The sequence below is a fragment of the Streptomyces sp. ISL-99 genome (genome assembly GCF_018614005.1).
GTDB lineage: Bacteria > Actinomycetota > Actinomycetes > Streptomycetales > Streptomycetaceae > Streptomyces > Streptomyces flavidovirens.
The window spans coordinates 42,590-68,720 of the sequence record NZ_JAGGPC010000002.1 but is presented as its reverse complement, the minus strand read 5'-3'; the positions used below and the strand labels follow the sequence as shown (position 1 = coordinate 68,720).

The following is a 26,131-nucleotide window of genomic DNA, read 5'->3' as shown; positions in this document are numbered from 1 at the left end:
TGTGGGTATGAAGATCCCGACGCAGGCGTCCACGCAGCAGATGCTGCGCGCGCACAACGCCGATCTCGCCGATCCGCTGTTCTGGCAACTGCCGCGCTCCGAACGACTGAAGGCCTTCGCGCTGCTGCGCGGGCTCGACGCCCCGGTGCTCTTCGGGGAGAGTCCGGGCTCCTCCCGCAGGGCCGGGAGAGCCGGCAAGGGCTTCTACGCGCTGGTGAAGCACGCGGACGTGATGGAGGCGAGCCGGCAGCCGAGGCAGTTCGCGAGCGCTCCGGGGGTCACCACTCCGGAGCCGGCCGCCTGGGCCAAGGCGGTGTTCGGTAACTCGATGGTCAATATGGACGGCACCGAGCACGCCACGATGCGCAGGATCGTCTCCCGCGCCTTCACGCCGCGCCTGCTCGCCGCCGCGGAGGAGGACATCCGGGACGTCGCCAGGCGTGTGGTGGACGAAATGCTCGTCGAGCGGCCGCGCGACTTCGTGCCGTCGGTCGCTTCCCGTATGCCGTTCGAGGTCATCTGCAACCTGATGGGGATCCCGGAGCGCTACCGGCCCGAGATCGCCGACCGCGTCAACCACGCGTCCGAGAACGTCGGCGTGCAGCGCGGCGTGCGGGCCCGGCTGCGGGTGCCCGGACGCGGTCTGCGCGCCCTGGCCCATATGCAGCTCGTCATGGCGAAGCTCGCCCGTGAGCGCCGCCGCCACCCCACCGGTGACCTGATCTCGGCGCTGGTACGCGCGGACATCGACGGCCAGTCGCTCTCCTCCCGCCAGCTCGGCGCCTTCTTCTCCCTGCTGCTGGTCGCCGGGGTGGAAACCACGCGCAACGCGATCGCCCACGGGTTGGCGCTTCTCACCGAACACCCCGAGCAGCGCGACCTGTTGGCTGCGGATTTCGAGCAGTACGCCGATGGGGCGGTGGACGAGATCGTCCGCCACTCGACGCCGATCATTCAGTTCCGCCGTACGGTCACGACCGAATGCGCGCTGGGCGGCCGGGAATTCCGGCCCGGCGAGAAGGTGGTGCTCTTCTACGCTTCCGCCAATCGCGACGAAGCGGTGTTCACTGACCCCGATGTCTTCGACATCACCCGGGACCCCAATCCGCATCTGGGATACGGCGGGGGCGGGCCGCATTACTGCCTTGGGTCACATCTGGCCCGGCAGGAGATGAAGGCGCTGTTCCATGAACTGCTGACCCGGCCGCGAGATCTGCGGGCGGTGGGCATTCCGGAACTCGTCGACTCGAACTTCGACAACCGCGTCCGCACGCTGCGTTTCGCTTTCGAACCGTCCTGATCCGGTCCCGGTACCCGTCCCGGTGCCGGTCCCGCCAGAACCATCAATTTCACTCGCGTGGCCGATTTGAAGGACGCCTCTTATCGCCAATGGCCTACTGACGAGCATTCAGACAGCCCATTAGTACGACTTCCTGCCTACTGTCGAAGCGTCGGCAACAACGACCGATCGGTAGGAGGAGTCATGTCAAAGAGGCGCCGTCTCACCGGCACCTGTATCGGGACGGTTGCCATAAGTCTCGCCGTCGCCAGTGGTGCTTTCGCGGGAGGGGCGCTGGCATCCCCCACCGAGCCCCCGCCCCCGGGTCCGGCCGTGAGTCCCGAGCCGGGTCCGGCTGTGAGTCCTGAGCCGGGCCCGGTTCCGTCCGAAGGGCCCGTGTCGGCCATCGGCGCGTATCTCGACTACGGGCCTGACGGCGTGACACGAATGGCTGAGCTGTCGGAGTGGCTGGGCGGTGCGGAACTGTCGGTCGGGCACACCTACCTGCCGGGCGACCTCTGGGTGAACATCGAAGGCCGTCCCGAGTTCCTGCGGTCCTGGGCGGACTGGCGGCGCGGCGCGAAGGACCGGTTGTTCGTCCTCAATGTGCCCATGATGGAGCGGAACGAGGAGCACCTCTCCGACGACGAGGTGCGCGACCTGCTTCAGGAGGGCGCCGACGGAAGCTTCGACCACCACTACCGGAGACTCGCCACGCGCCTGGTGAAGCTCGGCGTTCCGGACACCGTGATCGTCCTCGGCTGGGAGATGAACGGCACCACGTACTCGCATCGCTGCGGGCCCGACCCCGACTCCTGGAAGGAGTACTGGAACCGCATCGTCACGGCGATGCGTACCGTTCCCGGCCAGAAGTTCCGCTTCGACTTCGCCCCGAACCGGGGCATCGACGCGATTCCGTGGACCGAGTGCTATCCGGGCGACGACGTCGTGGACATCATCGGCATGGATTCGTACGACCAGCCGCCCGGCGACACGTTCGACGATCAGGTGTCCGATCCGTACGGGCTGCAGAAGCAGGTCGATTTCGCCGCCGAGCACAACAAGGCCATCTCCTACCCGGAGTGGGGGCTCTTCCGCAACGGTGACAACCCCGAGTACATGAGGGGGATGCTCGACTGGATGGCCCGGCACAAGCCGCTCTACCAGACCATCACCGACTACTGTCCGCACGGCGTCTGGCAGTGCGACGAGAACCCCCGGTCCTCGGAGGTCTTCCGTTCGAAGCTGTCCGGGTGGCGGATGCCCAAGACGCAGACGCCGGACGCGCCGGCGCCCACACCCTCGCCGTCGGACCCGACGCCGCCCCCGGCACCCACGCCGTCCGCGACGAAACCCTCGGAGGTCAAACCGGTCAAGCCCACGCCCACCGAGCCCCCGAAGAAGCCGGACTCCGAGAAATGGTGCATGCCGAAGGAGTTCGGCGAATGGATCAACCAGTGGCTGCGGGACTTCACGTTCTGTGTGAAGCCGGAATCCCCGGAGCGCTGGAAATCCTGACGGTGCCGTCCGCCCGCCAGCTGTTCACCCGGTCCCGCCAGTCACGCGCCGCGGGAAAGCGCGTACTCACGGTCTCGGCGGCCCGGTCCCGCATGGTCACCTGCGACTCGCGCACGCGCAGCAGGGGTTCCAGGCCGGACCGGGCCAGCAGCAGCCGCTGGTTGGTGACCGTCTCCGGCCGCCAGTGGTTCTTGTACGGTTCCGATCCGCGCAGCAGGCTCAGCACGCCCCGGCCGGAGCCCGCCGCCAGGTGCGCCTCCTGGCGCAGCAGCATCGTCGTCACGTCCACCTTCTTCTCCCGCAGCCCCGGATCGGCCCCGTACAGGTAGCCGCCGGAGAGCAGGCCCGACTGGAGGGTCATGCTCACGGCGATCACCTCGCCGTCCAGCCGGAACTCCGTGACCGCGGCCTCGCCGTCCCTCAGCATCCGGCTCGCGGCGCGCACCAGGTGCTCGGCGAAGCGCGGCCTGAGGTGTTCCACGTTGACGCCGCGGCCCCGCCACTGGAGTTCGTGCAGCGTCAGCAGGCGGCCGACCGCGCCGGGCACTTCGTGCCCGGCGACCACGTGACTCTCGATCTTCAGTGCGTCGATCTTGCGCAGCTTGGCCCGTACGCGCTGGGCGCGGCTGCTCTGCATCCGCTTGACGAGGTCGTCGATCGGCTCGGCGGGCAGCTCCATGCAGGTCGAGTCCGTGAGCCGGGCCCGGGCGCCGGTCCACCGCTCGTACAGCCGCTCGGCCGCCGCTCCCGGCCGTACCTCCCGCAGGTCGATCACTGCCTGCCGGGCGGCACGGTCGAGTCCTCGTTCGAGTGCTCTGATCGCGCTCGTCGCCTCTTCGTCGTCGACGAGTACGTCGGAGAAGTCAGAGATCGCACCGCCGATGGGCACGAGCAGCGGCATCGGGCGGTGTACGAGCATCAGCGGCGCGGCGCCGATCAGCCGGCCGTCACGGCGGGCCAGTACGACCCGGAGCCGGCCGTTCCCGCCGTACGAGAGCCACCACGAGTGGAGCCAGGCGTGGCTCTGGAACGGCGTCGCCGAGGCGCAGCGGCGACGGAGCCCGTCCCACTCCTCCTGGAGCGCGGCGAACCGCTTGGGGTCGCGGCACAGCGTGACGGTCAGGCCCCGGTCCCGGCCCCACTGGTTCCCGGCCGCGGCCATCACACCAGCTCCCGCTCGGCTTTGGCGTTCGCGGTCCCGTTGGCGTTGGCGTTGGCGTTGGGATTGGGGTGACTTTCGGCGGGGGCGGCGGACGGTGCGGGCACCGACGCCGACGCGGTCGCGCGGGGGCGCTTCGGCCGTACGAGAAGGGCCAGTCCGCCGATGAGGCCGCCGGTGCTCCCGCCCACGGCCGCGCTGATCGGGAGCGACGGTGAGGCGGCCTCGGTCGGCGCGATCGCCTGGGAGAAGACGAGCAGCTTGACGCCGGTGTTCTTGGAGACGTGGTTGCTGCTGACGAACACGGCTTCGGCGACGGCGTTGGCGATGTCCGCCGCCACGGCGGGCTTGTCGGCGGTGCCGGTGATCGCGATCATCGGCGAGTCGGGGGACGTCTCGGTACTGACCTGGGTACGCAGTGCCTTCGGCGGAACTCCCGCCGCCACGCGCGCGTACGCGAGGGTGGAGTCGCTGGTGGTGATCCGGCCGTACGCCTGGGCGTAGCCGAGGGCCGCGGTGGGCTCGATGCCCTTGGCGGGAACGGCTACGACGTAACTCGTGGCGGTGTACTCCGGGGTCTGGAGGGCGCCGTAGGACACTCCGCACACCGTGCCGAGCACAGCGCATACGGGCACGGGCCACCAGACGGGCACAGGAATGGCCTGAATCTTGGGTTTGATCTTCGCGACGAGTCGGCCGAACCGTCCGGGGGCGGCCGGCTGCTGCTGCTCGGGTGAATCGGTCATCGGTGTGCTTCTCTCCTGGTCGAGGGAGCGGAGGCGGGGGCGAGGGCGTGTGCGTACACGTCCATGAGGCGTGCGCTGCTGCGCGCGATGTCGTAGTGGCTGACGGCGGGCGGCGGCACCAGCCGGCGTACTCCGCCCTCCATCCGCTGCCGCAGGGCCGCCGTCAGCTCACCGACGCTGCCGCTGATGCGCCGGGCGCCGGGAGCGTGGCCCGGCGGCAGGTCGTCGATGGCGGGGCAGGCGCGGTGGAGTACGGGCAGGCCTGCGGCCAGCGCCTCGACCATGGCCAGGCCGAAGGCCTCCTCGCGTGACGTCGACACGAAGACGTCGATCGCGGAGAGCAGGGCGGGGATGGGGGGGCTCTGGCTTGGGTTCGGGCTGAGTGCGGTGTCGCATTCGCCCAGGAAGCGGATGCGGTCCGTTGCTCCCAGGCGCGCCGTCAGCGTGCGCAGTGCGTCGCGTTCGGGGCCGTCACCGGCCAGCAGGAGCCACGCTCCGGGCAGCGCCGCCACCGCACGGACCAGCACGTCGAATCGCTTTCCGGCGACGATCCTGCCTACGCCGCCGACCACGAACGCGTCGGCGGGGACGCCCAGTCGGGCGCGGGTGACGCTGCGGTGTGTGGCGTCGAAGCGGTAGCGCGCGGCGTCGATGCCGTTGGGGACCACGTGGATTCGCGCTGCCGGCACGCCCCAGTCGCGCAGCCGCCCGGCGACGGTCGCGGAGACGGCGACGGTCGCCGCGCCGAGGCGTTCCGTACCCAGATACAGCGCGCGGGCCCCGCGGGTGAGCGGGCGGCCTTCGATCTCCGCCTTCCCGAGGGAGTGTTCCGTGGCAACCGCCGGGACACCCGCCAGCCGTGCGGCGATCCGGCCGTAGACGCAGGCGCGGTACAGGTGCGTGTGGACCAGGTCGTACTTGCCACGGCGGACCAGTCGCGTGAGCGCGGGCAGGGCTTTGAGGTCCCGGTTGCCCTTCATCCCCAGGTGCGCGACCCGGACGCCGTCCGCGCGCAGCCCGTGCGCCACCGGGCCCGGGTTCGTCAGCGTGACGACGTCGCAGGGTACGGGCAGGTGACGCAGGAGCAGCCGCAGTTGCTGCTCGGCGCCTCCGATGCCGAGCCCGGTGATGATGTGCAGCGCCTTCATCGGCCGGTACCGGACGGGGCGAAGCGGTGCCGCAGGCGCTTCACCCGCAGGCGCAGGCCGCGGTCGGCGTGGCTGATGTGTGTGCGCGGCAGGGCGTACGTGCCGACCAGGGGTCCGGGGTCGATCGCGAAGCCGTACGTGTAGCCCGCGGTGCGTACCGCGTCGACCGCTCGCTGGTCGACGGTGCCGTACGGGTAGCAGAAGCTCTCCGGGGCGGTCCCGGTGATTTCGCGGATCAACTCCCGGCTGTGGAGCGTCTCCTGGCGCAGTACGCCGTCGGGCAGGCCGGGCAGCCGCTGGTGGTACAGGCCGTGCGAGCCGATCTCCATGCCCGCCTTCGCCGCTCGGGAGATCTCCTCTTCGGTCAGCAGCCGTTTGCGCGGGCCCAGCGGGTCCCATCCGTTGGAGCCGCCGCACCGGCCGGGCAGTACGAACACCGTGGCCGTGCACTCGTGCCGGCGCAGCACCGGCAGGGCCTCGTGCAGGAAGTCGGCGTATCCGTCGTCGAAGGTCAGGCCGACCAGGCGGCCGGCGCGGCCCGCCGCGTGGGCGCGCAGCAGTGTGCCCACATCGACGCCGGTGAGTCCTCGGCGGCGCAGCCAGGCCAGTTGCCGGTCCAGCCGGTCACGGGAGACGGTGATGCCGTACGGGTCGTCCGCCGGGTCGCCGACCGAGTGGTACATCAGGATCCACGGCCGGCCGTGGGGGCCGGATACGGGGCGTTCGGTGCTACGGGTCGCCGTGTCAGCGGCCATGACGGAACCTCTGTCGGGTGAGGGCCAGCAGGTGAACGACCTCCGGAGCTCTTACCGCGAGTCCGGAGAGGACGAATACGGTGGGGACGAGGACGCAGCCGACGGCCACGCTCAGCAGGGGGTCCGCCACCCTTGGCGCGGCCGCCCAGCCCGCCGCGCCGGCCGCCGCCGCCGCGGTCGTCAGCCGGCCGAGGGACGCGATGACGGCCCGTACCCGGATGGGAACCACGCGCGAGCCGAGGCCGCCGAGGAGGAGCAGCGCCGTGGTGCTGATGCCGACGGCGTTGGCCGCCGCGATGCCGTGTACGCCGAACGGTCCGGCCAGGGCCGCGCCGGCCGCGGTGGTGACGACCAGGCCTGCGGCCATGGCCGCCGCCGGGTACCAGGTGGTGCTGCCGGCGGAGAAGAACGGCCTGCTCAGGGCGCCTACCAGGCAGTGGCCCAGCAGGCCGACGGCGTACACGCGCATGACGGTCGCGGTCGTCGCGGTGTCGTGGGCGTCGAACGCGCCGCGTTCGAAGAGGACTTCGATGATCTGCGGCGCGTAGCCGAGGACCATCGCCGTTCCCAGGAGTACGACCAGTCCGGCCAGGGCCAGGTCCCTTTCCACCCTGAGGCGGGCGCCCTCCCGGTCCCCTTCGGCCATGGCGCGGGCGACCACCGGGTACGTCACCGTGCAGATCATGAGGGACAGCACCATCGGCATCTGCGCCACCTTCTGCGCGTAGTTCAGGTGCGAGATCGCTCCGCCGGGGAGGGGCGAGGCGAGGAAGCGCTCCACCAGGACCTGGGCCTGGCGGCCTACCGCGAAGAGCACTACGGGGGCCAGGACCGCTGTGGCCAGGAGGGGTGCGGTGGCGGGAGTGGGGGCGGGAGTGGTGCGGTGGCGGGGGGCGCGGTGGAGGCTCGTGAGCTTCAGGAAGGTGGGGAGCTGGGTCAGGATCATCAGGAGGCTGCCCGCGGCTACGCCGACCGCGGCTGCTCGTACGCCCCAGAGGGAGTGCAGGGTGAGCGTCGTGGTGATGATGCCGACGTTGTACGCGGCGTAGACGCCGGCCGGGAGCAGGAACCTGCCATGGGCCCGCAGGGCCGCGCTGAAGTAACCGGTGATGCCGAAGGTGAACACGGTGACGGCCGTCAGGCGGGTGCAGTCGACAGCCAGTTGGGGGTTGCTGAAGCCTGGCGCGAGGAGCCGTACGAGCCAGGGCGCGCCCAGGATCAGGAGCACGGCCGCGCAGGCCAGGGCGGCACAGAGCCGGGGAAGCGTGGCCAGGACCAGCGCCCTTACGGCGTCGTAGGACAGGGTGGGGTCCTGCGTGCGCCGGGCGGCGCGGTGGGCCAGGGCGTGGCTGAAGGCCGGGACCAGAAGGAGCGCCATCGCGTCCTCGATCAGGAGGGTGGCGGCCATCTCCGGCACGGTCCAGGCGATCAGGAAGGCGTCGCTCTCCACGCTCGCGCCGAACAGGTGGGCGATGGTCTGGTCCCGTACGAGGCCCAGCAGTGCCCCTGCCGCGGTCAGGGCGGCGGTTACGGCGGCGGCCCGCGCCAGGAAGCGGCCGAGCTTCGGTGTACGCGCTTCCAGGGACTCCGGGGTCGGTGCCGCGCCGGGGCGTCTCCTCGGGCGCCGAACGTTCGGGGGGGTGGTTTGTTCGGGGTGGTTGCGTTCGACGCCCTGCGGGGAGCGCCCCGGCACGTCCCCTCCCGGCACTTCGGGCTGCTGGGCGGGGTGGGGCCGCGTCGGAGGGGCGGGAGCGTCGGTCATTCCGTCTCCTCGGACGGCGCCAGGGCCCACCAGGCGGCCAGGCCCAGGACGATGCCGGTGAGCACGGTCGTGGGTCCGCCGATGTCGGCGTACAGGAAGTCGACCGTCTGCCAGATCGCCAGGCCCATGGCCGCCAGACCGCAGTCGGCGGCTCTGCGGGGGGCCTTGTGGGTGAGTCTGCGCAGGCCCGCCGTCAGGACCGCCGCCCAGGTGCCGACGAAGGCCGTGAGGCCGATCAGGCCCTGTTCGCTGAGGATCAGGAGGTACATGTTGTGCGGGGACAGCAGTGGCTGCTTGTGGAACGACTGGCCCGCGCCCGCCGTGTCGCTGCCCGAGGAGAGGCCGATCGACGCGTGAGCGTCCCGGTGGGCGGGGAAGCCCTTGAGGCCCACCCCGGTGGCGGGGCGGTCCTGCCACATGCTCGCCGCGGCGGCCCACATCGTGTAGCGGTCGTTGACCGAGCGGTCGGGCGCTTCGGTCACCTCCGTGATGCTGGTGAGGCGTTGGGAGATCATTTCGGAGCCGATGCCGAAGCCGCCCACGAGGATGACCGATGCTGCCGTCACGGCCGCCAGGGCTTTCGCCGCCTGGCGGAGGCCGGTGAGGAAGATCATGGCCAGGGCCGCGACCACCGTGGCGATCCAGGTCCCTCTGCTGAAGGACACCGCCAGGGGGAGTGTGAGAGTTGCCGCGGTGGCGATCGCGCAGGGGCGCAGCCAGGAGGGTGCGTTGTGGGGTGGGCGCAGGGCCAGGGCCAGGGCCGCGAGGAGACCGTACGAGACCACCGTGGCCATTCCCATGACGTCGGTGGGGCCGAAGGTGCCCACGGCCCTGATGTCCTCGCCCATGTACGACGCGCCCGTGCCGGTGGCGTACTGGTAGACGCCTGTCGCTCCCTGGACGAGTGCCAGGACGATCAGGGCGCCGGTGACGAGGCGGAAGTGGTGGGGGGTGCGGAGGAGGAGGATCACCGCTGCGGGGACGAGGACGAAGACCTGGAGGTAGCGGACGTATCCGGTGAGGGCGGCCGCGGGGTCCGCGGCGGTCGCCGTTGCCACGGCGATGCCGACTGCGGGGAGGCCCAGGACGAGCGCGGCGGCGGGTGTGAGGGGGCGTCGGCGGAGGTGCAGTGCTGCGGCGACGGCGAGGATCACCAGGGCGCAGGATGCGATGTCCGCCGGTGTGATGTTGGCGGATGTTCCTGCTTCTGGTGTCTGGATCGGTACTGCCAGGAGCAGCACTGTCGCGATCAGGGGCAGTAGGGGCAGTCGGCGGACGCTTGGTGCCGTCCACAGCATGGTCATGCTCAGCTGCCTCCGAGCCGGAACAGGGAAGCGGCGGTGCGCGTGAGGATGCACACGTCCTGCCAGAGCGACCAGGTCTCGATGTAGTGGTTGTCGAAGCGGGCGCGGTCCTCGATGGAGGTGTCGCCGCGCAATCCGTTCACCTGGGCCAGGCCGGTGATGCCCACGGGCATCCGGTGGCGGGCCTGGTAGCCGGGGTAGGTGTGGCTGAATTTCTTGACGAAGTACGGGCGTTCCGGGCGGGGGCCCACCAGGCTCATGTCGCCGCGCAGGACGTTCCAGAGCTGGGGAAGCTCGTCGAGGGACGTGCGGCGGAGGAGGTTGCCCGTAAGGCTCATGCGGTGGTCCGTGGCCACGCTCCAGCGGGTGGCGGACTCGTGCTCGTCGGCGGGGCAGAGCGTACGGAACTTCAGGAGGGTGAAGGGGCGGCCGTCGCGGCCGATGCGCTCCTGGCGGAAGATGACGCCGGGTCCGTCGGAGAGGCGTACGGCGAGGGCGCATACGGCCATGACCGGCGCTGCCACGAGGAGCGCCGCGGCGGCCACCAGGGTGTCCATCGCCCGCTTGGCCGCGCGTGACAGTGGTCGGTGCGGTCCGGTGTGGAGTGGGCGTACGGCGAATCCCCAGAGGTGGTCCGGGGGTTGGGGGTGCGTGAGGGTGCCGGGTGTGCTGCCGTCCACCTGCCACAGCCGGCAGTCGTGGTCGGCGAGGAGCGTGACGAGTTCCGGCTCGGGCGGGTGGGTGAAGACGGCGTGGCGTACGGAGTTCTGGATCACCGCGCGGCTGACGTCCTCCGGGGTGGCGAGGACCGGCAGCGTGTCCGTGCGGGTGGTGTCGTCCGTGGGTGAGGTGTGGGTCTGGTCGACCCTGCCGACGGGGCGCAGTCCGTACTCGGCCCGGTCTTGCAGGGCCGCAGTGACCTGGTGGGCGACCGGACCCCGGCCCACGATCAGCGCCGACTGCGGGCGCCTGGCCGCCGTCCGCCGGCGGGTGCGGTAGACCACGGCCCGGCCGGTGCAGGCGAGCAGTGTGTGCGTGGTGGCGGCGAGGGTGAGGGTGCTCCAGGTGACGGCGTGTTGCGGGGCGTACGCCGCGAGGGCCTCTGCCGTGGCGTACCACTGGATCACGGCGAGGAGCAGGAGCGGGGGCAGTTCGCCGAGTGCCGAGGGGGACAGGCGCGGGCGGTAGAGGCCTCGGTAGGTGTGCAGCGCGAGCATGAGCGCCGCGAGTGGGGCGAACACCGTGGCCGGCCACGGCATCAGCGCCAGGGTGAGGGCCACGGCCAGCGCGTCGGCGACGAGCAGTCCCGCCACGGGGCCGCGTCGGCGGATGCCCCGGGTGGCGAGGGGCGCGGGGCGGCGGCCGGTGGCGCTGCGTGGCGGGTGGACCGATGGAGCCGTGAGCGGTACGGCCGTGGCCTGGGCGGTGTTGGGCGCGAATGCACTCTCCGTCGTCATCGCTCCGTGCGCTTCCTCGTCATGGGTCGGTGAGGGCTGACAAGTTCCCGGTAGAGGCCGGAGACAGCCGCGGCGGTCCGGCGTACGTCGCAGCTCGACCGGGTGTGGGTCTGTGCCGCGCGGCCGAGGGACTCGCGGAGTCCCGGGTCGGCCAGCAGCGTGGTGAGCGCCGCCCCGAGGGCCACCGGGTTCTCGGGCGGTACGAGACAGTGGGCTTCGTGGCCGGGTGGAAGGCTCTCTCTGGCGCCGCTGACGTCGGACAGGACGACGGGTCTGCCGCAGGCCATGGCTTCGAGCGGGGCGAGTGCCATGCCCTCCCAGCGGGACGGCAGGACGACGAGGTCGGCCGCGTGGAACCACGGCCGGATGTCGCGGCTCGCGCCCGCGAACAGCACGCCCGGCGGGGCGTCCGCCATCAGCCGGTCGCGGTCCGGTCCGTCACCGACGAGGACGAGCCTGGCGCCGGGCACCGCCGAGGCCACGCGCGGCCAGGCCCGCAGCAGAACGTCCTGGCCCTTCTGGCGGCACAGGCGGCCCGCGCAGACCACCAGCGGCGTTCCGGCGGGCACCCCGGAGAGGAGTGGCAGCGCGGCACGGGCGGCGGAGCGGCCGGCGCCCTCGCCGGGGCGGAAGTGGCGGAGGTCGATGCCGTTGCGGATCACCGACCAGCGGGCGGCGATGCCGGCCTCCTCACCCGTTCTGCGCTCGGTCTCGCTGACGCACAGGGTCCGTGCGGCCCAACGGGTTGCGTACCGCTCCCACTTGAGGGCCAGGGCGGCTTCCCGTCCCCGCACGGCTTCGAAGGACCAGGCGTGGGGCTGGAAGACGGTCGGCACCCTGCCCCGTACGGCCAGCCTGCCCGCCAGTCCGGCCTTGGCGCTGTGGGCGTGCACGACGTGGGGGCGGCTCTGGCGGATCAGCCTGGCGGCGGTCATGACTTCGCCGGGCAGGGTGGGGCCGGGAGCGCGTTCGGCGGGCCAGGGGTGTACGTGCGCTCCGGCCTCGGCGGCGTCCGACGCCAGGGTGCCGCCGGGGGGGCAGGCCACCACGGTTCGCAGACCTTCGCTCGCCTGCGCTCTGACGAGATCGGTGACCACGCGCGCGACTCCGCCCTCCACCGGCTGAACCAGGTGAAAAATCGTCAGTTGACCCTGCTCAGTCCAACTTCGTTGCTGCACGTGCGGCTCTCTTCGTACGTGGACCGTAGAAACTGACCGAGAAAGCAACGCGGGTTTCGGCTTTCAAAACAAGATGACCAAAGCAGGAGTGAACTTTGTCAGAAAGCCAGTTGGAAAATCACGCTTGAACGCGCCCCTTCGGCCATTTGGAGTCCCGGTCAGGGAATGCCGTCTCCCGGAATTGACATGCCTCTTCAGCGGTTGACCGCTTTTTACGGAAACAGCCCATCGGGTGATCGCTCAGGCGATGTCGTTAAGACCGACGAGACGCAGCAGCGCCAGCAGCTCCTGGCGGGCGCCGCGCAGCCGCAGGCGGCAGCCGGTTCTGCGGGCGGCGAGCCGCAGGCGGGCCAGTGCGTCGACGGCGGTGAGGTCCGGCTCGGTCAGCCGGGCGACGTCGCAGATCACCTCGGTGGCTGCCGCGCCGCACAGCAGATCGTCGAGTTCGTCGCACAGACGGGGTACGTCGGCCGGGGTCACCCGGCCGACGACGACGAGAACGGTCGGCGTCGTGGCATCCACATGGGGCAGACCCGGGCCACGGCCGTAACTCATCGGTGCGCCTCCGTGGACGCCCCCGTGAACGCCCCCGTGAACGAGAAGAGCGGGGCCGGTGGATTCCACCGGCCCCGCTCTGCCGTACTCGTCCCCGCGCGTCAGGCGATACGGCCCAGCACGATCGGGTTCGGGGTGAACTCCGTGCCCTCGGGGGCGGTCAGGACCCCGCCGTTCAGGGCTTCGAGGGCGTACTCGAACTTCTCCGGAGTGTCCGTGTGCAGCGTCATCAGGCGCTGGCCCGCGGTGACCTTGTCGCCCGGCTTGGCGTGGAGTTCGATGCCCGCACCCGCCTGGACCTGGTCCTCCTTGCGCGCGCGGCCCGCGCCGAGGCGCCACGCCGCCACACCGACGGCGTACGCGTCGAGGGTGGTGAGGACACCGCTCTCGGAGGCATGCACGACGTGCTGCTCGCGGGCCACCGGCAGGGCCGCGTCCGGGTCACCGCCCTGGGCCGCGATCATGCGGCGCCAGACGTCCATCGCCGAGCCGTCGGCGAGCGCCTTGGCCGGGTCGGCGTCCTTCAGGCCCGCCGCGTCGAGCATCTCGCGGGCGAGCGCGAGGGTGAGGTCGACGACGTCCTTGGGGCCGCCGCCCGCCAGCACCTCGACCGACTCGCGGACTTCGAGGGCGTTGCCCGCCGTCAGGCCGAGAGGGGTCGTCATGTCGGTGAGGAGAGCCACCGTGCGTACGCCGTGGTCGGTGCCCAGGCCCACCATGGTGGCGGCGAGCTCGCGGGCGTCCTCGATGTTCTTCATGAAGGCGCCGGAGCCGACCTTGACGTCCAGGACGAGCGAGCCCGTACCCTCGGCGATCTTCTTCGACATGATCGAGGAGGCGATGAGCGGGATCGCCTCGACGGTGCCCGTGACGTCGCGCAGGGCGTACAGCTTCTTGTCCGCCGGGGCCAGGCCGTCGCCCGCCGCGCAGATGACCGCGCCGGTGGATTCGAGGACGCTGAGCATCTCCTCGTTGGAGAGCAGCGCGCGCCAGCCGGGGATCGACTCCAGCTTGTCGAGCGTGCCGCCGGTGTGGCCGAGGCCCCGGCCGGAGAGCTGGGGCACGGCCGCGCCGCAGGCGGCGACCAGGGGTGCGAGAGGCAGCGTGATCTTGTCGCCCACGCCGCCGGTGGAGTGCTTGTCGGCGGTGGGGCGGGAGAGCTGGGCGAAGTTCATGCGCTCGCCCGAGTTGATCATCGCGGCGGTCCAGCGGGCGATCTCGAGCCGGTTCATGCCGTTGAGCAGGATCGCCATCGCGAGGGCGGACATCTGCTCGTCGGCGACCTCACCGCGCGTGTAGGCGTCGATGACCCAGTCGATCTGCTCGGGGCTCAGTTCGCCCTTGTCGCGCTTGGTCCGGATTACGGAGATGACGTCCATGGGGTTTATCGGGTTCCTTCCGGGGTGCCGGGCGCCAGGTGCTGGGGGCCGAAGGCGTCGGGGAGCATGTCGGCGAGGGTACGGATACCCGCCGACGTGTCGAGCAGCAGCGCGGGGCCGCCGAATTCGTACAGCAACTGCCGGCAGCGGCCGCACGGCATCAGGATGCCGCCGCGGCCGTCGACGCAGACGAAGTGCGTCAGGCGGCCGCCGCCGGTGGCGTTGAGCTGCGAGACGAGGCCGCATTCGGCGCACAGGGAGAGCCCGTAGGAGGCGTTCTCCACGTTGCAGCCGGTGACGGTGCGGCCGTCGTCGACGAGGGCCGCGGCGCCGACCGGGAAGCCCGAGTACGGGGCGTACGCGTGGGACATGGCCTCGCGCGCCGCCTCCCGCAGGGCTTCCCAGTCGGCCGCCGCCGCGGCGTCCGTCACTTGCCCTGGCCCTTGCGGTAGGGCATGCCGTCCGCCTTGGGCATCCGCAGCCGTTGCGCGGAGAGCGCCAGGACGAGCAGCGTGGTGATGTACGGCGCGGCGTCCACGAACTGGCTCGGGACCTCGTTGGTGAAGGTGTACCAGACGAAGAGGAGCACCGCGGCCACGGCGGAGATCGCCGCGGGCACGTACTTCTTCTTGTAAAGCTGCCAGAACACGACGAGCAGCAGCAGGATCGCCAGCAGGAGCAGCATCGCGTGGACGTTCTCGGCGCCGCCGCGCAGCTTGAGGCTGTCGGTGAAGCCGAAGAGGCCCGCGCCGAGCGCCATTCCGCCCGGCATCCAGTTGCCGAAGATCATCGCGGCGAGACCGATGTAGCCTCGGCCGCCGGTCTGGCCCTCCTGGTAGATGCCGGTGGCCACGATCGCCAGGAAGGCGCCCGCGAGGCCGGCCAGGCCGCCGGAGACGACGACGGCGATGTACTTGTACTTGTAGACGTTGACGCCCAGGGACTCGGCGGCCACCGGGTTCTCACCGCAGGAGCGCAGGCGCAGGCCGAACGCCGTACGCCACAGGATCCAGATCGTGGCCGGGATCAGCAGCAGCGCGACGATGGTCAGCAGCGAGAGGTTCGTGACCAGGCCGCCGACGACGCCTGCGACGTCCGAGACGAAGAACCAGTGCTTGCCCTGGATGTCCCGTAGCCAGTCGGAGAGCCCCGGAATGGTGACCTTGGTGATCTCGTCGATGCGCGGTGACTGCTTGGAGGAGCCGCCCGCGGCCTTGTCGAACGTGAAGTTGGACAGGTAGCGGGTGGCGCCCACGGCGAGGATGTTGATGGCCACACCGGAGACGATGTGGTTCACGCCGAAGGTGACCGTGATGATCGCGTGCAGCAGGCCGCCGAGCGCGCCACCGAGGATGCCGAGGGCGACACCCGCCCACGGACCCCACTGGTAACCGGCGTACGCGCCGAACCAGGTGCCCAGGATCATCATGCCTTCGAGGCCGATGTTGACGACGCCCGCGCGCTCGGCCCACAGGCCGCCGAGACCGGCGAGGCCGATCGGGATGGCGAGCTGGAGCGCGCCGGAGACCTGGCCGACGGAGGTCAGGTCGTCGGCGCCGCTGATGATGCGCACCAGCGAGACCAGGGCGAGACCGCCCGCGATGATCAGCAGGATGACGGGTACGGACAGCTTGCGGCGGGCGCTCTTCTTGGGCGCCGCGCTCACGGCGGAGACAGTGCTGGTACTCATTACGCCGCCACCTCCTCACGGTTCTTGCGGGCGGCTGCGGCGAGCTCCTCGCCCACCTTCTGCTGCTGGCGGCGGAGCCCGTAGCGGCGGACGAGTTCGTAACTGACGACGACCGCGATCACGATCAGGCCCTGCATGATCGTGGCGATCTCCTTCTCGTAGCCGTACTGGTCGAGCGCGGCGGACGCCTTGTCCAGGAACGCGATCAGCAGGGCGCTGAAGAGGATGCCGACCGGGTTGTTGCGGCCGAGCAGGGCGATCGTGATGCCGGTGAAGCCGATTCCGGTCGGGAAGCTGAGGCTGTACGTGTGGGTGTCGCCCAGCAGCGTGGGCATACCCGCGAGACCGGCCACAGCGCCGGAGATCAGCATCGCGGTGAGGATCATCTTCTTGGCGTCGACACCGGAGGCCGCGGCGGCGCTCTCGCTGGCGCCGGTGGCGCGCAGGTCGAAGCCGAAGCGGGTGCGGTTGAGGATGAACCAGTAGACGATGCCGAGCGCGAAGGCGACGAACGTGAAGCCGTAGATCTCGCCGCCGGCGCCCATGTCCAGGCTCGGGAACCAGCCGGACTCGGCGATCTCACCCGTGGTCAGGTCGTTGGAGCCCGGCAGCTGCACACCGAAGTTGTCGGTGAGGATCAGCCAGGCGATCAGGCTGGTGGCGATCGCGTTGAGCATGATCGTGGAGACGACCTCGCTCACCCCGCGCAGGGTCTTGAGCACACCGGCGATACCGGCCCAGAACGCGCCGGTCAGCATCGCGACGAGCACGATCAGCGCGATGTGCAGCGGGCCCGGCAGCTCGACGGCCGCGCCGACGAGCGCGGCCATCATCGCGGCGAGCCGGTACTGCCCGTCGACGCCGATGTTGAACAGGTTCATCCGGAAGCCGATGGCCACGGCGAGCGCCGCCAGGTAGTACGTACCCGCCTGGTTCAGGATGAGCACCTGGATGTCGGCGTACTGCGCGCTCTCGACCATCAGCGTGTACGGCTCGAACGGGTCGCGGCCCGAGGCGAGCAGCACCACCGAGGTGAGCGCGATGGCGACGACCAGCGCGAGCACTGGGCCGGCGAGGCCCAGGATCAGCCGGTCCTTGTCGAACTTCTTCATCAGGCCTCGTCCTCCGGGGCGTGCTCCAGATGACCGCTGGCGGCGCCGGTCATGGCCGAGCCCAGCTCCTCCGGGGTGATGGTGGCCGGGTCGGCGTCCGCGACCAGGCGGCCGCGGTACATGACCCGCAGGGTGTCGGAGAGCCCGATGAGCTCGTCCAGGTCGGCGGAGATCAGCAGTACGGCCAGGCCCTCGCGGCGTGCCTCGCGGATCTGGTCCCAGATCTGCGCCTGCGCGCCGACGTCCACACCGCGCGTGGGGTGCGCGGCGATGAGCAGCTTCGGGTCGTGGCTCATCTCGCGGCCGACGATCAGCTTCTGCTGGTTGCCGCCGGACAGGGAGGCCGCGGTGACCTCGATACCGGGCGTACGGACGTCGTACTCGCGCACGATCCGCTCGGTGTCGCTGCGGGCCGCCTTCAGGTCGAGCAGCCCGCGCTTGGAGTTGGGCTGCTCGGTGACGTGGCCGAGGATGCGGTTCTCCCACAGCGGCGCTTCGAGCAGCAGGCCGTGGCGGTGGCGGTCCTCGGGGATGTAGCCGATGCCGCCCTCGCGGCGCTTGCGGGTGGGCGCGTGCGAGATGTCGGTGGAGTCGAGCGTGATGACGCCGCCGTCCGGGTTGCGCAGGCCCATGATCGCCTCGACGAGCTCGGCCTGGCCGTTGCCCTCGACGCCCGCGATGCCGAGGACTTCGCCCTTGTGGATGGTGAGGTCGATCCCGGCCAGCACCTCGCGTACGGCGCCGTCGGGGTCGATGGCGTTCAGCTGGAGGTTCTCGACGCGGAGCATCGGTACGTCGGTGACCGTCGACTCGCGGGTCTCGGGTGACGGGAGCTCGCTGCCGACCATCAGCTCGGCGAGCTGCTTGGTGGTGGTGTTCGCCGGGTCGGCGGTGCCCACGGTCGTACCGCGCCTGATGACCGTGATGTCGTCGGCGACCGACAGCACCTCGCCCAGCTTGTGCGAGATGAAGATGACCGTCAGGCCCTCGGCCTTGAGCTCGCGGAGGTTGGCGAAGAGCGCGTCGACCTCCTGCGGGACCAGCACGGCGGTCGGCTCGTCGAGGATGAGGATGCGGGCGCCGCGGTAGAGGACCTTGAGGATCTCGACGCGCTGGCGGTCGGCGACACCGAGGTTCTCGACCAGGGCGTCGGGGCGCACGTTCAGTCCGTACGCCTCCGAGATCTCCTTGATCTTGTTGCGGGCCTTGTTGCCGATGCCGTACAGCTTCTCGCCGCCGAGAACGACGTTCTCCTGGACGGTGAGGTTGTCGGCGAGCATGAAGTGCTGGTGCACCATGCCGATGCCGCGTGCGATGGCGTCGGCGGGGCTGTGGAAAGTGGCCTGCTCCCCGTCGACGGTGATGGTGCCCTCGTCCGGCTTCTGCATGCCGTAGAGGATCTTCATCAGGGTCGACTTTCCGGCACCGTTCTCACCGACGAGGGCGTGCACGGTGCCCTTGCGGATGGTGATGTCGATGTCGTGGTTGGCGACGACGCCGGGGAAGCGCTTGGTGATGCCGTGCAGTTCTACGGCGGGGGGCGGGCTGGACGCGTTGATGACGCACTCTCCTTGGCGGAAAGGAGCGGGAGGGCGGTGGACGGGAGGAGACAGGGCGCGGCGAAACTATCGTGCTGAAGAAATGTCTACGCGCGTAGCGATGCCAAATGACGAAAAGACCGGGCACGGAATGCGGCCCGGGGGCCGGAGAGGCGGCACAACCGCCCCTCCGGGCCCCCAGGATCACGTCCTGACCAGCGGCCTTACGGCGCGGTCTGGACCTTGATCTTGCCGGCGATGATGTCGGCCTTCGCCTTGTCGACGGCGGCGATGAGGTCCGTCATCTTCTTGTACTCCGGGTTGGAGTCGGAGAGGCCGACACCGTCCTTGGCGAGGCCGTAACGGACCTCACCGGACTGCGGCTTGCCGTCCTTGACCGACTTGATCAGGCTGTAAACCGCGTCGGAGACGTCCTTGGTGACGGAGGTCAGGATCTTGTCCTTGTACTTCGCCAGACCGGCCTGGTTGTACTGGTCCGAGTCAACACCGATGGCCCACTTGCCCTTGGTGGCAGCCGCCTCGATCGAGCCGGAGCCGGCGAGACCCGCGGCGTGGTAGATCACGTCGGCGCCCTTGTCGAGCTGGCCCTCGGCGGCGGCCTTGCCGAGGTCGGGCTTGGAGAAGCCGTCGAAGTTCGGCGGCTGCGTCAGGTACTGCTCCAGCACCTCGACCTTGGGGTTGGTGTCCTTGACGCCCTGGGCGAAGCCCGCCTCGAACTTCTTGATGAGCGGGACCTCGACACCACCGATGAAGCCGACCTTGTTGGTCTTGGTGGCCTTGGCGGCGGCGACGCCGGCGAGGTACGAACCCTGCTCCTCGTTGAAGACCATGTTCGCGATGTTCTTACCGGTCACCGAGGTGTCGTCGATGATGCCGAAGGTGGTCTTCGGGAACTTCGGCGCGACCTTCTTGATGGCCGGGGCGTAGGCGAAACCGACACCGATCACCGGGTTGTTGCCGGAGCGGGCAAGCTCGGTGAGGCGCTGGACCTTGTCGGCGTCCGACTCGCCCTCGGAGGGCTCCTGGTCGTTGCCCTTGATGCCAAGGTCCTTTTCGGCCTTCGACAGACCGGCGTAGGCCGCGTCGTTGAAGGACTGGTCGCCACGGCCGCCGATGTCGTACGCGATGGCGGCGCTGGCTTCCTTCGAGCCGGAACCGGAGTCCGACGTCTTGCCACACGCGGTGGCGGAAAGTGCGAGAGCTGTGGACGCGATGGCCACAGTGGCAATCCTGGTTACGCGGCGCAAGGGAGGGCTCCTTCGACCTGACCGAAGCGCCTCTGCCGGCGCTGGTTTCGCGGCGATCGTAACGCGCGTAGATGCCGGATAAGCGACCGTACGACAGCTGTTATCGGATCGTCGTGAACGGAAGGCGCCGTGGCTGATTACGAACGGTGTCCGCCAAGCAGCGCGGCGGCGGTGAACAGTTCGACTCCGGCCTCGATCGCCGCCTCATCCACGTCGAAATCACCACGATGCAGGTCACGCCGGGCGGTGTCCCCCGGAGTGCGTACGCCCAGCCGGGCCATCGCGCCGGGGACCTGCTCCAGGTACCAGGAGAAGTCCTCGCCGCCCAGGCTCTGCTCGGTGTCCTCGATCGCGTGCAATCCGCGCCGGGCGGCCATGGCGTCGGTGAGCAGCTCGGTGACGGAGTGCTCGTTCACGACGGGCGGGACGCCGCGGACGTAGTTGATCTCCGACTTGGCGCCGTGCAGGGTCGCGATCTCGTCGATCGCGGCATGGATCAGGTCCGGGGCCTCGTGCCAGGCGTCGAGGTCCAGGCAGCGGACGGTACCGGCGAGCTCGGCGCGCTGCGGGATGACGTTGCAGGCGTGGCCGGACTCGATACGGCCCCAGGTCACCGCGAGCCCCGCGCGCGCGTCGACCCGGCGGGCTACCAGCGCGGGGACGTCGGTGGCGACCCTGGCGACGGCCGTGACGAGGTCGGTGGTGAGGTGCGGGCGGGCGGTGTGGCCGCCGGGGCCGGCGAGCGAGATTTCGAGCCGGTCGCAGGCCGAGGTGATGGGGCCGGTACGCAGGCCGATGCGGCCCGCGTCGACCTTGGGGTCGCAGTGCACCGCGATGATCGAGCCGACGCCGCCCAGGCCGCCGGCCTCGATCACGCCGAGCGCGCCGCCGGGCATCATCTCCTCGGCGGGCTGGAAGATCAGCCGTACCGGCTGCGGCAGCAGGCCCTGGCGGTCCAGGTCGGCGAGGACCAGCCCCGCCCCGAGCACCACCGTGGTGTGCACGTCGTGGCCGCAGGCGTGCGCGCGGTCGGGGACGGTGGAGCGGTACGGGACGCCCGTCTTGGTGTCCGGGATGGGCAGCGCGTCGATGTCCGCGCGGATGGCCAGCATCGGGCGTACGCCGTCCCGGCGGGGACGGTCCGTGCCGATGTCGCAGATGAGTCCGGTGCCGGAGGGCAGCACGCGCGGCGCCAGGCCTGCCTGCTCTAGGCGGGCCTTGATCGCGGCGGTGGTGCGGAATTCCTGGTTGCCGAGCTCCGGGTGCATGTGCAGGTCGCGACGGAAGGCGATCAGCTCAAGACGCAGGCTCTCGGGCAGCGTGCCGGGGAGCTGGACCATCCCTGACAGTGCTGCTTCTTCGGACTCGCAGATCAGCTGGCTCATCCCTGAAAGAGTAGGCGTCTTTGGGGGGTAACTAACCAGCGATCTACAAAACTTCAGCCGCATAGGGGAAAGAAAACCGGCTGCGCGATGCATGGGCGTACTGCTGGGCGGGTAAGCTCCGCCGCTCTCGTTCCCGTGCCGGCCTGGTGTTTTACCTCCCGATGGGCCTGCTCCCCGGCCCGCGCCTTCCCCGGTCGAGCGCCTAAGTCCGTGGGCAAAGTCACATATGTGGCGAACTAGACATTCAGCCCAGGGCGGGCAGCCGCTGGACGTCGCGGGCCGTGGTCGTGACGCCCGACAGGAAGCCCTGGGCGCGGGGCGAGGCCGTTTCCTTCAGCCATAGCGGGTTCACGTCACAGACGGCGACCCGCACGCCCGTGCCCGCCAGGGCGAGCGGGAGCGTGTGCACCACGGTGGACGGGAAGCTCAGGACCAGCCGGCCGATCGGGCCGCGCCGGGCGATGAGCTCCAGCGGCAGGTCGGGGCGGACGATCTCCAGACCCGTCTCGACGGCCAGCCGGTGCAGCTTGTCGGCGCTCTCGCGGCGGTGGGCGAAGTAGCGGGTGGCCCCGTGGGCGCGGGCCAGGGCGGTGACCGCCTCGACGTACCGGTCGGGGTCGACGACGCCCGTCTCCACCAGCGACGTCCCGACGAGGTCGGCGCCGCGCGAGACGCGGGGCGGGCCGAAGCGGGCGCGCGTCCAGCCGAAGTCGTTGGCGGTGACGGTGACCCCCGGCGCCTCCTCGACCGGCATCGAGGTGAAGACCTCGACGGTACGGGTCCGGGACGGGGTGAGGCGGCGGCGCGCGACCGCCGAGACCGGCCCGAAGACGAGGTCGCGCGGCCCCCGGCGGCCGCCGCGCCGGTGCCAGCGCACCAGACGCTCGCCGCCGGTGAGCTGGGCGATGAACTCCATGGTGGCCGTGCCGTCGTCGACGACGACCAGGTCACGGGCGCGCGTGATCGTCAGCAGCAGTTGTACGTAACGCGAGAACGGGTCGCCGATCACGATCCGGCGTGCCCGCCGCAGGGCGGACGCGAGACCGCCGATCGTCTGGAACGGCGCCCCCGCCCCGCCCCGGGCCTCCTCCCACCGCACCCGCATGCCTTCGTGGCGTGCGAGCTCCGCCATGCGCCGCAGCTGGCCGCGGGTCATGGGGTCGGTGGGCGACAGGACGACGACCGTGAGGTCGTGCGGCCGTGTCCGCGCCTGGGGGCCTGCCTTGGCATGGGCCCACTCCAGGACGTTCAGGAGCTGGACCGGGCTCTCGACGAAAGCGAGAGTTCCATAAGCCTCGGGAGCCTCGGTGGCGGGGGCGCCGGGGGTGCCGTTCACGGCGACTGGACCGTCTCTCCGGTCAGACCGCGACGGGCTCGCGGTCGGCGCCCTCGGCGACGACACCCGCGACGCGGCGCAGCTTCTTCATCGGGCCGAGCTCGGACTCGTACACCTTCTTGACGCCGTCACCGAGGGAGGCCTCGATGGTGCGGATGTCGCGGACCAGGCGGGTGAGGCCGCCGGGCTCGACGGACGCGGCCTGGTCGGAGCCCCACATGGCGCGGTCGAGGGTGATGTGACGCTCGACGAACGCGGCGCCGAGAGCGACGGCGGCGAGGGTCGTCTGGAGGCCCGTCTCGTGACCGCTGTAGCCGATCGGGACGTTGGGGTACTCGGCCTGGAGGGTGTTGATCACCCGGAGGTTGAGCTCCTCGGCCTTCGCCGGGTACGTCGAAGTGGCGTGGCAGAGCAGGATGTTGTCGCTGCCCAGGACCTCCACGGCGTGGCGGATCTGGCGCGGCGTCGACATGCCGGTGGAGAGGATGATCGTGCGGCCGGTCGCGCGCAGCGAGCGCAGCAGCTCGTCGTCCGTCAGGGACGCGGAGGCGACCTTGTGGGCCGGTACGTCGAACTTCTCCAGGAAGGCGACGGCCTCGGTGTCCCACGGGGAGGCGAACCAGTCGATGCCGCGCTTCTTGCAGTACTCGTCGATGGCGCGGTACTCGTCCTCGCCGAACTCGACGCGGTGGCGGTAGTCGATGTACGTCATGCGGCCCCACGGGGTGTCGCGCTCGATGTCCCACTGGTCGCGCGGCGTGCAGATCTCCGGGGTGCGCTTCTGGAACTTGACCGCGTCGCAGCCGGCGTCGGCGGCGGCGTCGATGAGCGCGAAGGCGTTCTCGATGTCGCCGTTGTGGTTGATGCCGATCTCGCCGGTGACGTAGACGGGCTGGCCGGGGCCCGCGGTCTTGGAACCGAGGGTGCGGAGGCGCGAGTTGGTGCTCATGTCGTTCTTTTCCTAACCGGGGGGGGAGTTACGGGAGGTGAGTTACGGGGTGGGGATGGGGGTGTGGGTGAGCGACGGGCCGAGGACCCAGGCGGCGATCTCGCGGATCGCGCCCTCTCCGCCCGGGACGGTCGTCACGGCGCGGGCGGCGCCGCGGACGGTGGCGTGGGCGTTGGCGACCGCCACCGGCCAGCCCACGAGGGCCAGGCAGGACAGGTCGTTGACGTCGTTGCCGGCGTAGAGCACACGCTCGGGCGCGACTCCCTGCTCCTCGCACCACTGCTTGAGGGCGAGGTCCTTGCGGTCGACGCCGTGGAGCACGGGGACGCGCAGCTTGCGGGCCCGTGCGGCGACGACCGCGTTCTCCTCCGTGGACAGGATCAGCAGCTTGAGCCCCGACTTGCGCAGGGCCGCGATGCCGAGCCCGTCGCCGCGGTGCACGGCGACGAGTTCGCGTCCTTCGGAGTCGATCAGCACCCGGTCGTCGGTCTGGGTGCCGTCGAAGTCGATGACGACGGCGTCGATGTCGTCGCGGGTCGGGAGGGAGGTGGCCCGCGCGTCGAGGAGCGGCGCCAGCGCGCGGGCGCGGGCCAGGTCGTGCGGGTCGTCGATCTCCAGGACGCGGGCCGGGTCCGTGACGACGAGCGCGGTCCGCCCGAAGAAGCGGTGCCCGGCCTTCCGGAACCCGGCGGCGTCCATGGCGTACGCCGCACCGGTCTCCAGGAAGTCCTGCGGACGGTCCTGACGGCGGGGGCGGAAGCTCTTGTCGTGGTTGACGCCGACAGCGCCGGTCCCGGCGGCTGCCACGTCTTCGGGGTCCTCCCGCCAGACGAAGCCGTGGAACGGGGCCACCGTGTGGGCCGTGTCCGCGCCGTCCTCGGTGACCGCGGCGCAGACGCCGTCGACGTCCTCGCTGGTCAGGAACGGGCTCGTGCACTGCACCAGCAGCACCACGTCCACCACCGCGCCGTGCAGCGCCTCATGGACGTCCAGGGCGTGCAGTACGGCCGCCTCGCTGGTGGCCGTGTCCCCCGCGATGTCGGCCGGACGCGGCGCCACTTCCGCTCCCGCGTCGCGCGCCGCCGCCGCGATGGCGGGGTCGTCCGTGGAGACCACGACGTGCGTGACCCGGCCGGCGCCCAGGCACGCCCGGACGGCGCGCGCCACGAGCGGCACGCCCCCGACCGGGGCGAGGTTCTTCGCCGGTACACCCTTGGATCCGCCGCGGGCGGGGATCACGGCCAGTACGCGGGGCACGCGCCCGGGGTCGGTGTCGGTCTGCGGCCGGCTGCTCATAGTTCTCCCATGCGGCGGATGACGGGCGCCACGCGCTGCACCCCGTGGCGGTACGCCCCGCGCGCCGCCTCCCGTACGGCGTCGCGCAGGACGCGGCGTACGCCGGTGACGTCGGTGGTGGTGTGCGTGCCGTCGAGGCGGTGGCGGGCGAGGATGCCGGGGAGGTAGCCCGGCGCGGTGGCGGAGGTGTAGTAGGGGGCGATCGGCGGCAGGCCGGGGCGCTCCAGGAGTGCGGTGACCCGTTCGCGTACGGCGTCGAAGGCCGTCTCGTACGAGCCGTCCGCGGCCACTCCCTGGCCTGCCAGCCACTCCTCGTCGGCCCGCGGCCGGTGACCGGCGTCGAGCTGGTCCCAGGAGGCGAGGCATCCGGAGCCGAGGAAGTGATGGTTGCCGAGGACCTCGCGCACGCCCAGGTCGGTGAGGACGGCGGTCGGGATGCGGCGGTGCAGGGACTCCAGGGCGGCGGTCGAACTGACCGTGACGAGCAGGTCGGTGCGGTCCAGGACCTCGCCCATGTGTCCGTACACGAGGCGGAAGTTGGGGGGCACGCCGCCTTCGATACGGGCCGCGAGCTTCTGGTACGGCAGTTCCTCGATGTGCGTGGTGTGCTCGCCCGGCTTGCTGCGGAGCTTGAGCAGCACCTCGCGGCCGGGGTGCAGCCGGGCGTGCTGGACGAGGCGGCGCAGCAGGTAGGAGCGGTCGGCGCGGGACTGCGGGACGGAGGGCTGCGCGGCGAAGACGACGGTGCGGGTGTCGGTGCCTTCGTAAGGCGCGCCCCCCAGGAACGGCAGCGCTGCCTCCGTCACGGCCGAGGCGTCGGCGCCCACGCCCTCGTACACCGCGCGGAAGCGCTCCGCGTCGTGACGCGAGTTCGCGATGACGATGTCCGCGCCGTGGCGCAGCAGCAGCCCGTCGGCCAGCTTCTCGTAGACGACGCCGACATAGCCGGTGCCGATGACGGGCCGGCGGTCGGTGTCCCGCCACAGCGGCGCGAGGCCGTGCAGCATCGCCTGCACCGCTCCCCCGACGAGGGCGAGCAGGACGACGTCGTACGGCTCGTGCTCGACCTCCCCGATGAATTCGGCGGCGGTCACCTCCCGCACACCGTCGACCGGCACGCCGACCTCGGCGAGCTGGCGGGGTGTGGGGGTGGCCCGGCCGCGGAGCAGAAATCCGCTGACTTCGGCTTCCGGCGCTATACGGCGGGCGGTGAGGGCGCCCCATTTCCATCGCGTATCGGAATCGGCGATCACGGCGATCCGCAGGGCTTTGCTGGTACTTGCTGGCACGTCCAAGAAACTAGGCACGCATTCCGAT

22 protein-coding genes are annotated in these 26,131 nt (G+C 70.8%); 2 read left to right on the top strand and 20 right to left on the bottom strand.

Annotated features, from left to right (window positions below; genetic code table 11):
- The first annotated feature begins 7 nt into the window (after positions 1-7).
- The gene (locus J7E91_RS00635) at positions 8-1,300 is read left to right on the top strand and encodes a cytochrome P450 (protein WP_214898138.1); all 1,293 of its coding nucleotides are present in this window, start codon (positions 8-10) and stop codon (positions 1,298-1,300) included.
- 183 nt (positions 1,301-1,483) lie between these two features.
- Positions 1,484-2,797, top strand: a complete 1,314-nt coding sequence (locus J7E91_RS00630) for a glycoside hydrolase family 26 protein (RefSeq protein ID WP_214898136.1) — start codon at positions 1,484-1,486, stop codon at positions 2,795-2,797.
- Here J7E91_RS00630 and J7E91_RS00625 read toward each other — a convergent pair.
- From J7E91_RS00625 to J7E91_RS00530, 20 genes are all read right to left on the bottom strand, one after another.
- Complete coding sequence (locus tag J7E91_RS00625) at positions 2,751-3,959, bottom strand: GNAT family N-acetyltransferase (RefSeq protein WP_214898134.1); 1,209 nt, start codon at positions 3,957-3,959, stop codon at positions 2,751-2,753. The genes J7E91_RS00630 and J7E91_RS00625 overlap by 47 nt on opposite strands.
- Positions 3,959-4,702, bottom strand: a complete 744-nt coding sequence (locus J7E91_RS00620) for a lipopolysaccharide biosynthesis protein (protein ID WP_251014983.1) — start codon at positions 4,700-4,702, stop codon at positions 3,959-3,961. The genes J7E91_RS00625 and J7E91_RS00620 overlap by 1 nt, the downstream gene beginning before the upstream one ends.
- Positions 4,699-5,850: a glycosyltransferase gene (locus J7E91_RS00615; protein WP_214898132.1), complete on the bottom strand. Its 1,152-nt coding sequence runs from the start codon at positions 5,848-5,850 to the stop codon at positions 4,699-4,701. Before J7E91_RS00615 ends, J7E91_RS00620 begins: the two co-directional genes overlap by 4 nt.
- Positions 5,847-6,605 carry a polysaccharide deacetylase family protein gene (locus J7E91_RS00610; RefSeq protein ID WP_214898130.1) on the bottom strand — a complete coding sequence of 253 codons (759 nt, stop codon included), beginning with the start codon at positions 6,603-6,605 and terminating at the stop codon, positions 5,847-5,849. The genes J7E91_RS00615 and J7E91_RS00610 overlap by 4 nt, the downstream gene beginning before the upstream one ends.
- Complete coding sequence (locus J7E91_RS00605) at positions 6,595-8,367, bottom strand: lipid II flippase MurJ (RefSeq protein WP_214898128.1); 1,773 nt, start codon at positions 8,365-8,367, stop codon at positions 6,595-6,597. Before J7E91_RS00605 ends, J7E91_RS00610 begins: the two co-directional genes overlap by 11 nt.
- The gene (locus tag J7E91_RS00600; RefSeq protein ID WP_214898126.1) at positions 8,364-9,671 is read right to left on the bottom strand and encodes an O-antigen ligase; all 1,308 of its coding nucleotides are present in this window, start codon (positions 9,669-9,671) and stop codon (positions 8,364-8,366) included. The genes J7E91_RS00605 and J7E91_RS00600 overlap by 4 nt, the downstream gene beginning before the upstream one ends.
- 2 nt (positions 9,672-9,673) lie before the next feature.
- The gene (locus tag J7E91_RS00595) at positions 9,674-11,128 is read right to left on the bottom strand and encodes an exopolysaccharide biosynthesis polyprenyl glycosylphosphotransferase (protein WP_214898124.1); all 1,455 of its coding nucleotides are present in this window, start codon (positions 11,126-11,128) and stop codon (positions 9,674-9,676) included.
- Positions 11,125-12,306 carry a glycosyltransferase family 4 protein gene (locus J7E91_RS00590; RefSeq protein ID WP_308375888.1) on the bottom strand — a complete coding sequence of 394 codons (1,182 nt, stop codon included), beginning with the start codon at positions 12,304-12,306 and terminating at the stop codon, positions 11,125-11,127. The genes J7E91_RS00595 and J7E91_RS00590 overlap by 4 nt, the downstream gene beginning before the upstream one ends.
- Before the next feature lie 240 nt (positions 12,307-12,546).
- Positions 12,547-12,861 carry an STAS domain-containing protein gene (locus tag J7E91_RS00585; protein WP_214898122.1) on the bottom strand — a complete coding sequence of 105 codons (315 nt, stop codon included), beginning with the start codon at positions 12,859-12,861 and terminating at the stop codon, positions 12,547-12,549.
- 101 nt (positions 12,862-12,962) lie between these two features.
- Positions 12,963-14,240 (bottom strand): thymidine phosphorylase, encoded by a 1,278-nt coding sequence (locus J7E91_RS00580; protein ID WP_214898120.1) that lies wholly within the window; start codon positions 14,238-14,240, stop codon positions 12,963-12,965.
- 5 nt (positions 14,241-14,245) lie between these two features.
- A complete protein-coding gene (locus J7E91_RS00575) occupies positions 14,246-14,671 on the bottom strand; it encodes a cytidine deaminase (RefSeq protein WP_214898118.1) in 426 nt (141 codons plus the stop codon).
- Positions 14,668-15,930 carry an ABC transporter permease gene (locus tag J7E91_RS00570; RefSeq protein WP_214898116.1) on the bottom strand — a complete coding sequence of 421 codons (1,263 nt, stop codon included), beginning with the start codon at positions 15,928-15,930 and terminating at the stop codon, positions 14,668-14,670. Before J7E91_RS00570 ends, J7E91_RS00575 begins: the two co-directional genes overlap by 4 nt.
- Positions 15,930-17,042 carry an ABC transporter permease gene (locus tag J7E91_RS00565; RefSeq protein ID WP_214898114.1) on the bottom strand — a complete coding sequence of 371 codons (1,113 nt, stop codon included), beginning with the start codon at positions 17,040-17,042 and terminating at the stop codon, positions 15,930-15,932. Before J7E91_RS00565 ends, J7E91_RS00570 begins: the two co-directional genes overlap by 1 nt.
- Entirely contained in the window at positions 17,042-18,568 is a 1,527-nt protein-coding gene (locus J7E91_RS00560) for an ABC transporter ATP-binding protein (protein WP_214898344.1), read from the bottom strand. Before J7E91_RS00560 ends, J7E91_RS00565 begins: the two co-directional genes overlap by 1 nt.
- A gap of 236 nt (positions 18,569-18,804) precedes the next feature.
- Entirely contained in the window at positions 18,805-19,848 is a 1,044-nt protein-coding gene (locus J7E91_RS00555) for a BMP family protein (protein WP_214898112.1), read from the bottom strand.
- A gap of 137 nt (positions 19,849-19,985) precedes the next feature.
- Entirely contained in the window at positions 19,986-21,233 is a 1,248-nt protein-coding gene (locus J7E91_RS00550) for an amidohydrolase (protein WP_214898110.1), read from the bottom strand.
- 244 nt (positions 21,234-21,477) lie between these two features.
- Positions 21,478-22,569: a hypothetical protein gene (locus tag J7E91_RS00545; protein ID WP_214898108.1), complete on the bottom strand. Its 1,092-nt coding sequence runs from the start codon at positions 22,567-22,569 to the stop codon at positions 21,478-21,480.
- 22 nt (positions 22,570-22,591) lie between these two features.
- On the bottom strand, positions 22,592-23,518 hold the full coding sequence (locus J7E91_RS00540) for an N-acetylneuraminate synthase family protein (protein ID WP_214898105.1): 927 nt from the start codon (positions 23,516-23,518) through the stop codon (positions 22,592-22,594).
- Positions 23,519-23,560: 42 nt separating this feature from the next.
- A complete protein-coding gene (locus tag J7E91_RS00535) occupies positions 23,561-24,814 on the bottom strand; it encodes an acylneuraminate cytidylyltransferase (RefSeq protein WP_214898102.1) in 1,254 nt (417 codons plus the stop codon).
- Positions 24,811-26,103, bottom strand: a complete 1,293-nt coding sequence (locus tag J7E91_RS00530) for a DUF6716 putative glycosyltransferase (protein WP_214898100.1) — start codon at positions 26,101-26,103, stop codon at positions 24,811-24,813. Before J7E91_RS00530 ends, J7E91_RS00535 begins: the two co-directional genes overlap by 4 nt.
- Positions 26,104-26,131: the final 28 nt, after the last annotated feature.

What these genes read in the sequence shown, in the direction of transcription:
- J7E91_RS00605 (WP_214898128.1), bottom strand. Translation starts at nt 8,367, where the DNA reads ATGACCGACGCTCCCGCCCCTCCGACGCGGCCCCACCCCGCCCAGCAG.
- J7E91_RS00535 (WP_214898102.1), bottom strand. Translation starts at nt 24,814, where the DNA reads ATGAGCAGCCGGCCGCAGACCGACACCGACCCCGGGCGCGTGCCCCGC.
- J7E91_RS00630 (WP_214898136.1), top strand. Translation starts at nt 1,484, where the DNA reads ATGTCAAAGAGGCGCCGTCTCACCGGCACCTGTATCGGGACGGTTGCC.
- J7E91_RS00635 (WP_214898138.1), top strand. Translation starts at nt 8, where the DNA reads ATGAAGATCCCGACGCAGGCGTCCACGCAGCAGATGCTGCGCGCGCAC.
- J7E91_RS00565 (WP_214898114.1), bottom strand. Translation starts at nt 17,042, where the DNA reads ATGAAGAAGTTCGACAAGGACCGGCTGATCCTGGGCCTCGCCGGCCCA.
- J7E91_RS00570 (WP_214898116.1), bottom strand. Translation starts at nt 15,930, where the DNA reads ATGAGTACCAGCACTGTCTCCGCCGTGAGCGCGGCGCCCAAGAAGAGC.
- J7E91_RS00585 (WP_214898122.1), bottom strand. Translation starts at nt 12,861, where the DNA reads ATGAGTTACGGCCGTGGCCCGGGTCTGCCCCATGTGGATGCCACGACG.
- J7E91_RS00540 (WP_214898105.1), bottom strand. Translation starts at nt 23,518, where the DNA reads ATGAGCACCAACTCGCGCCTCCGCACCCTCGGTTCCAAGACCGCGGGC.
- J7E91_RS00625 (WP_214898134.1), bottom strand. Translation starts at nt 3,959, where the DNA reads ATGGCCGCGGCCGGGAACCAGTGGGGCCGGGACCGGGGCCTGACCGTC.
- J7E91_RS00595 (WP_214898124.1), bottom strand. Translation starts at nt 11,128, where the DNA reads ATGACGACGGAGAGTGCATTCGCGCCCAACACCGCCCAGGCCACGGCC.
- J7E91_RS00620 (WP_251014983.1), bottom strand. Translation starts at nt 4,702, where the DNA reads ATGACCGATTCACCCGAGCAGCAGCAGCCGGCCGCCCCCGGACGGTTC.
- J7E91_RS00550 (WP_214898110.1), bottom strand. Translation starts at nt 21,233, where the DNA reads ATGAGCCAGCTGATCTGCGAGTCCGAAGAAGCAGCACTGTCAGGGATG.
- J7E91_RS00610 (WP_214898130.1), bottom strand. Translation starts at nt 6,605, where the DNA reads ATGGCCGCTGACACGGCGACCCGTAGCACCGAACGCCCCGTATCCGGC.
- J7E91_RS00600 (WP_214898126.1), bottom strand. Translation starts at nt 9,671, where the DNA reads ATGACCATGCTGTGGACGGCACCAAGCGTCCGCCGACTGCCCCTACTG.
- J7E91_RS00580 (WP_214898120.1), bottom strand. Translation starts at nt 14,240, where the DNA reads ATGGACGTCATCTCCGTAATCCGGACCAAGCGCGACAAGGGCGAACTG.
- J7E91_RS00615 (WP_214898132.1), bottom strand. Translation starts at nt 5,850, where the DNA reads ATGAAGGCGCTGCACATCATCACCGGGCTCGGCATCGGAGGCGCCGAG.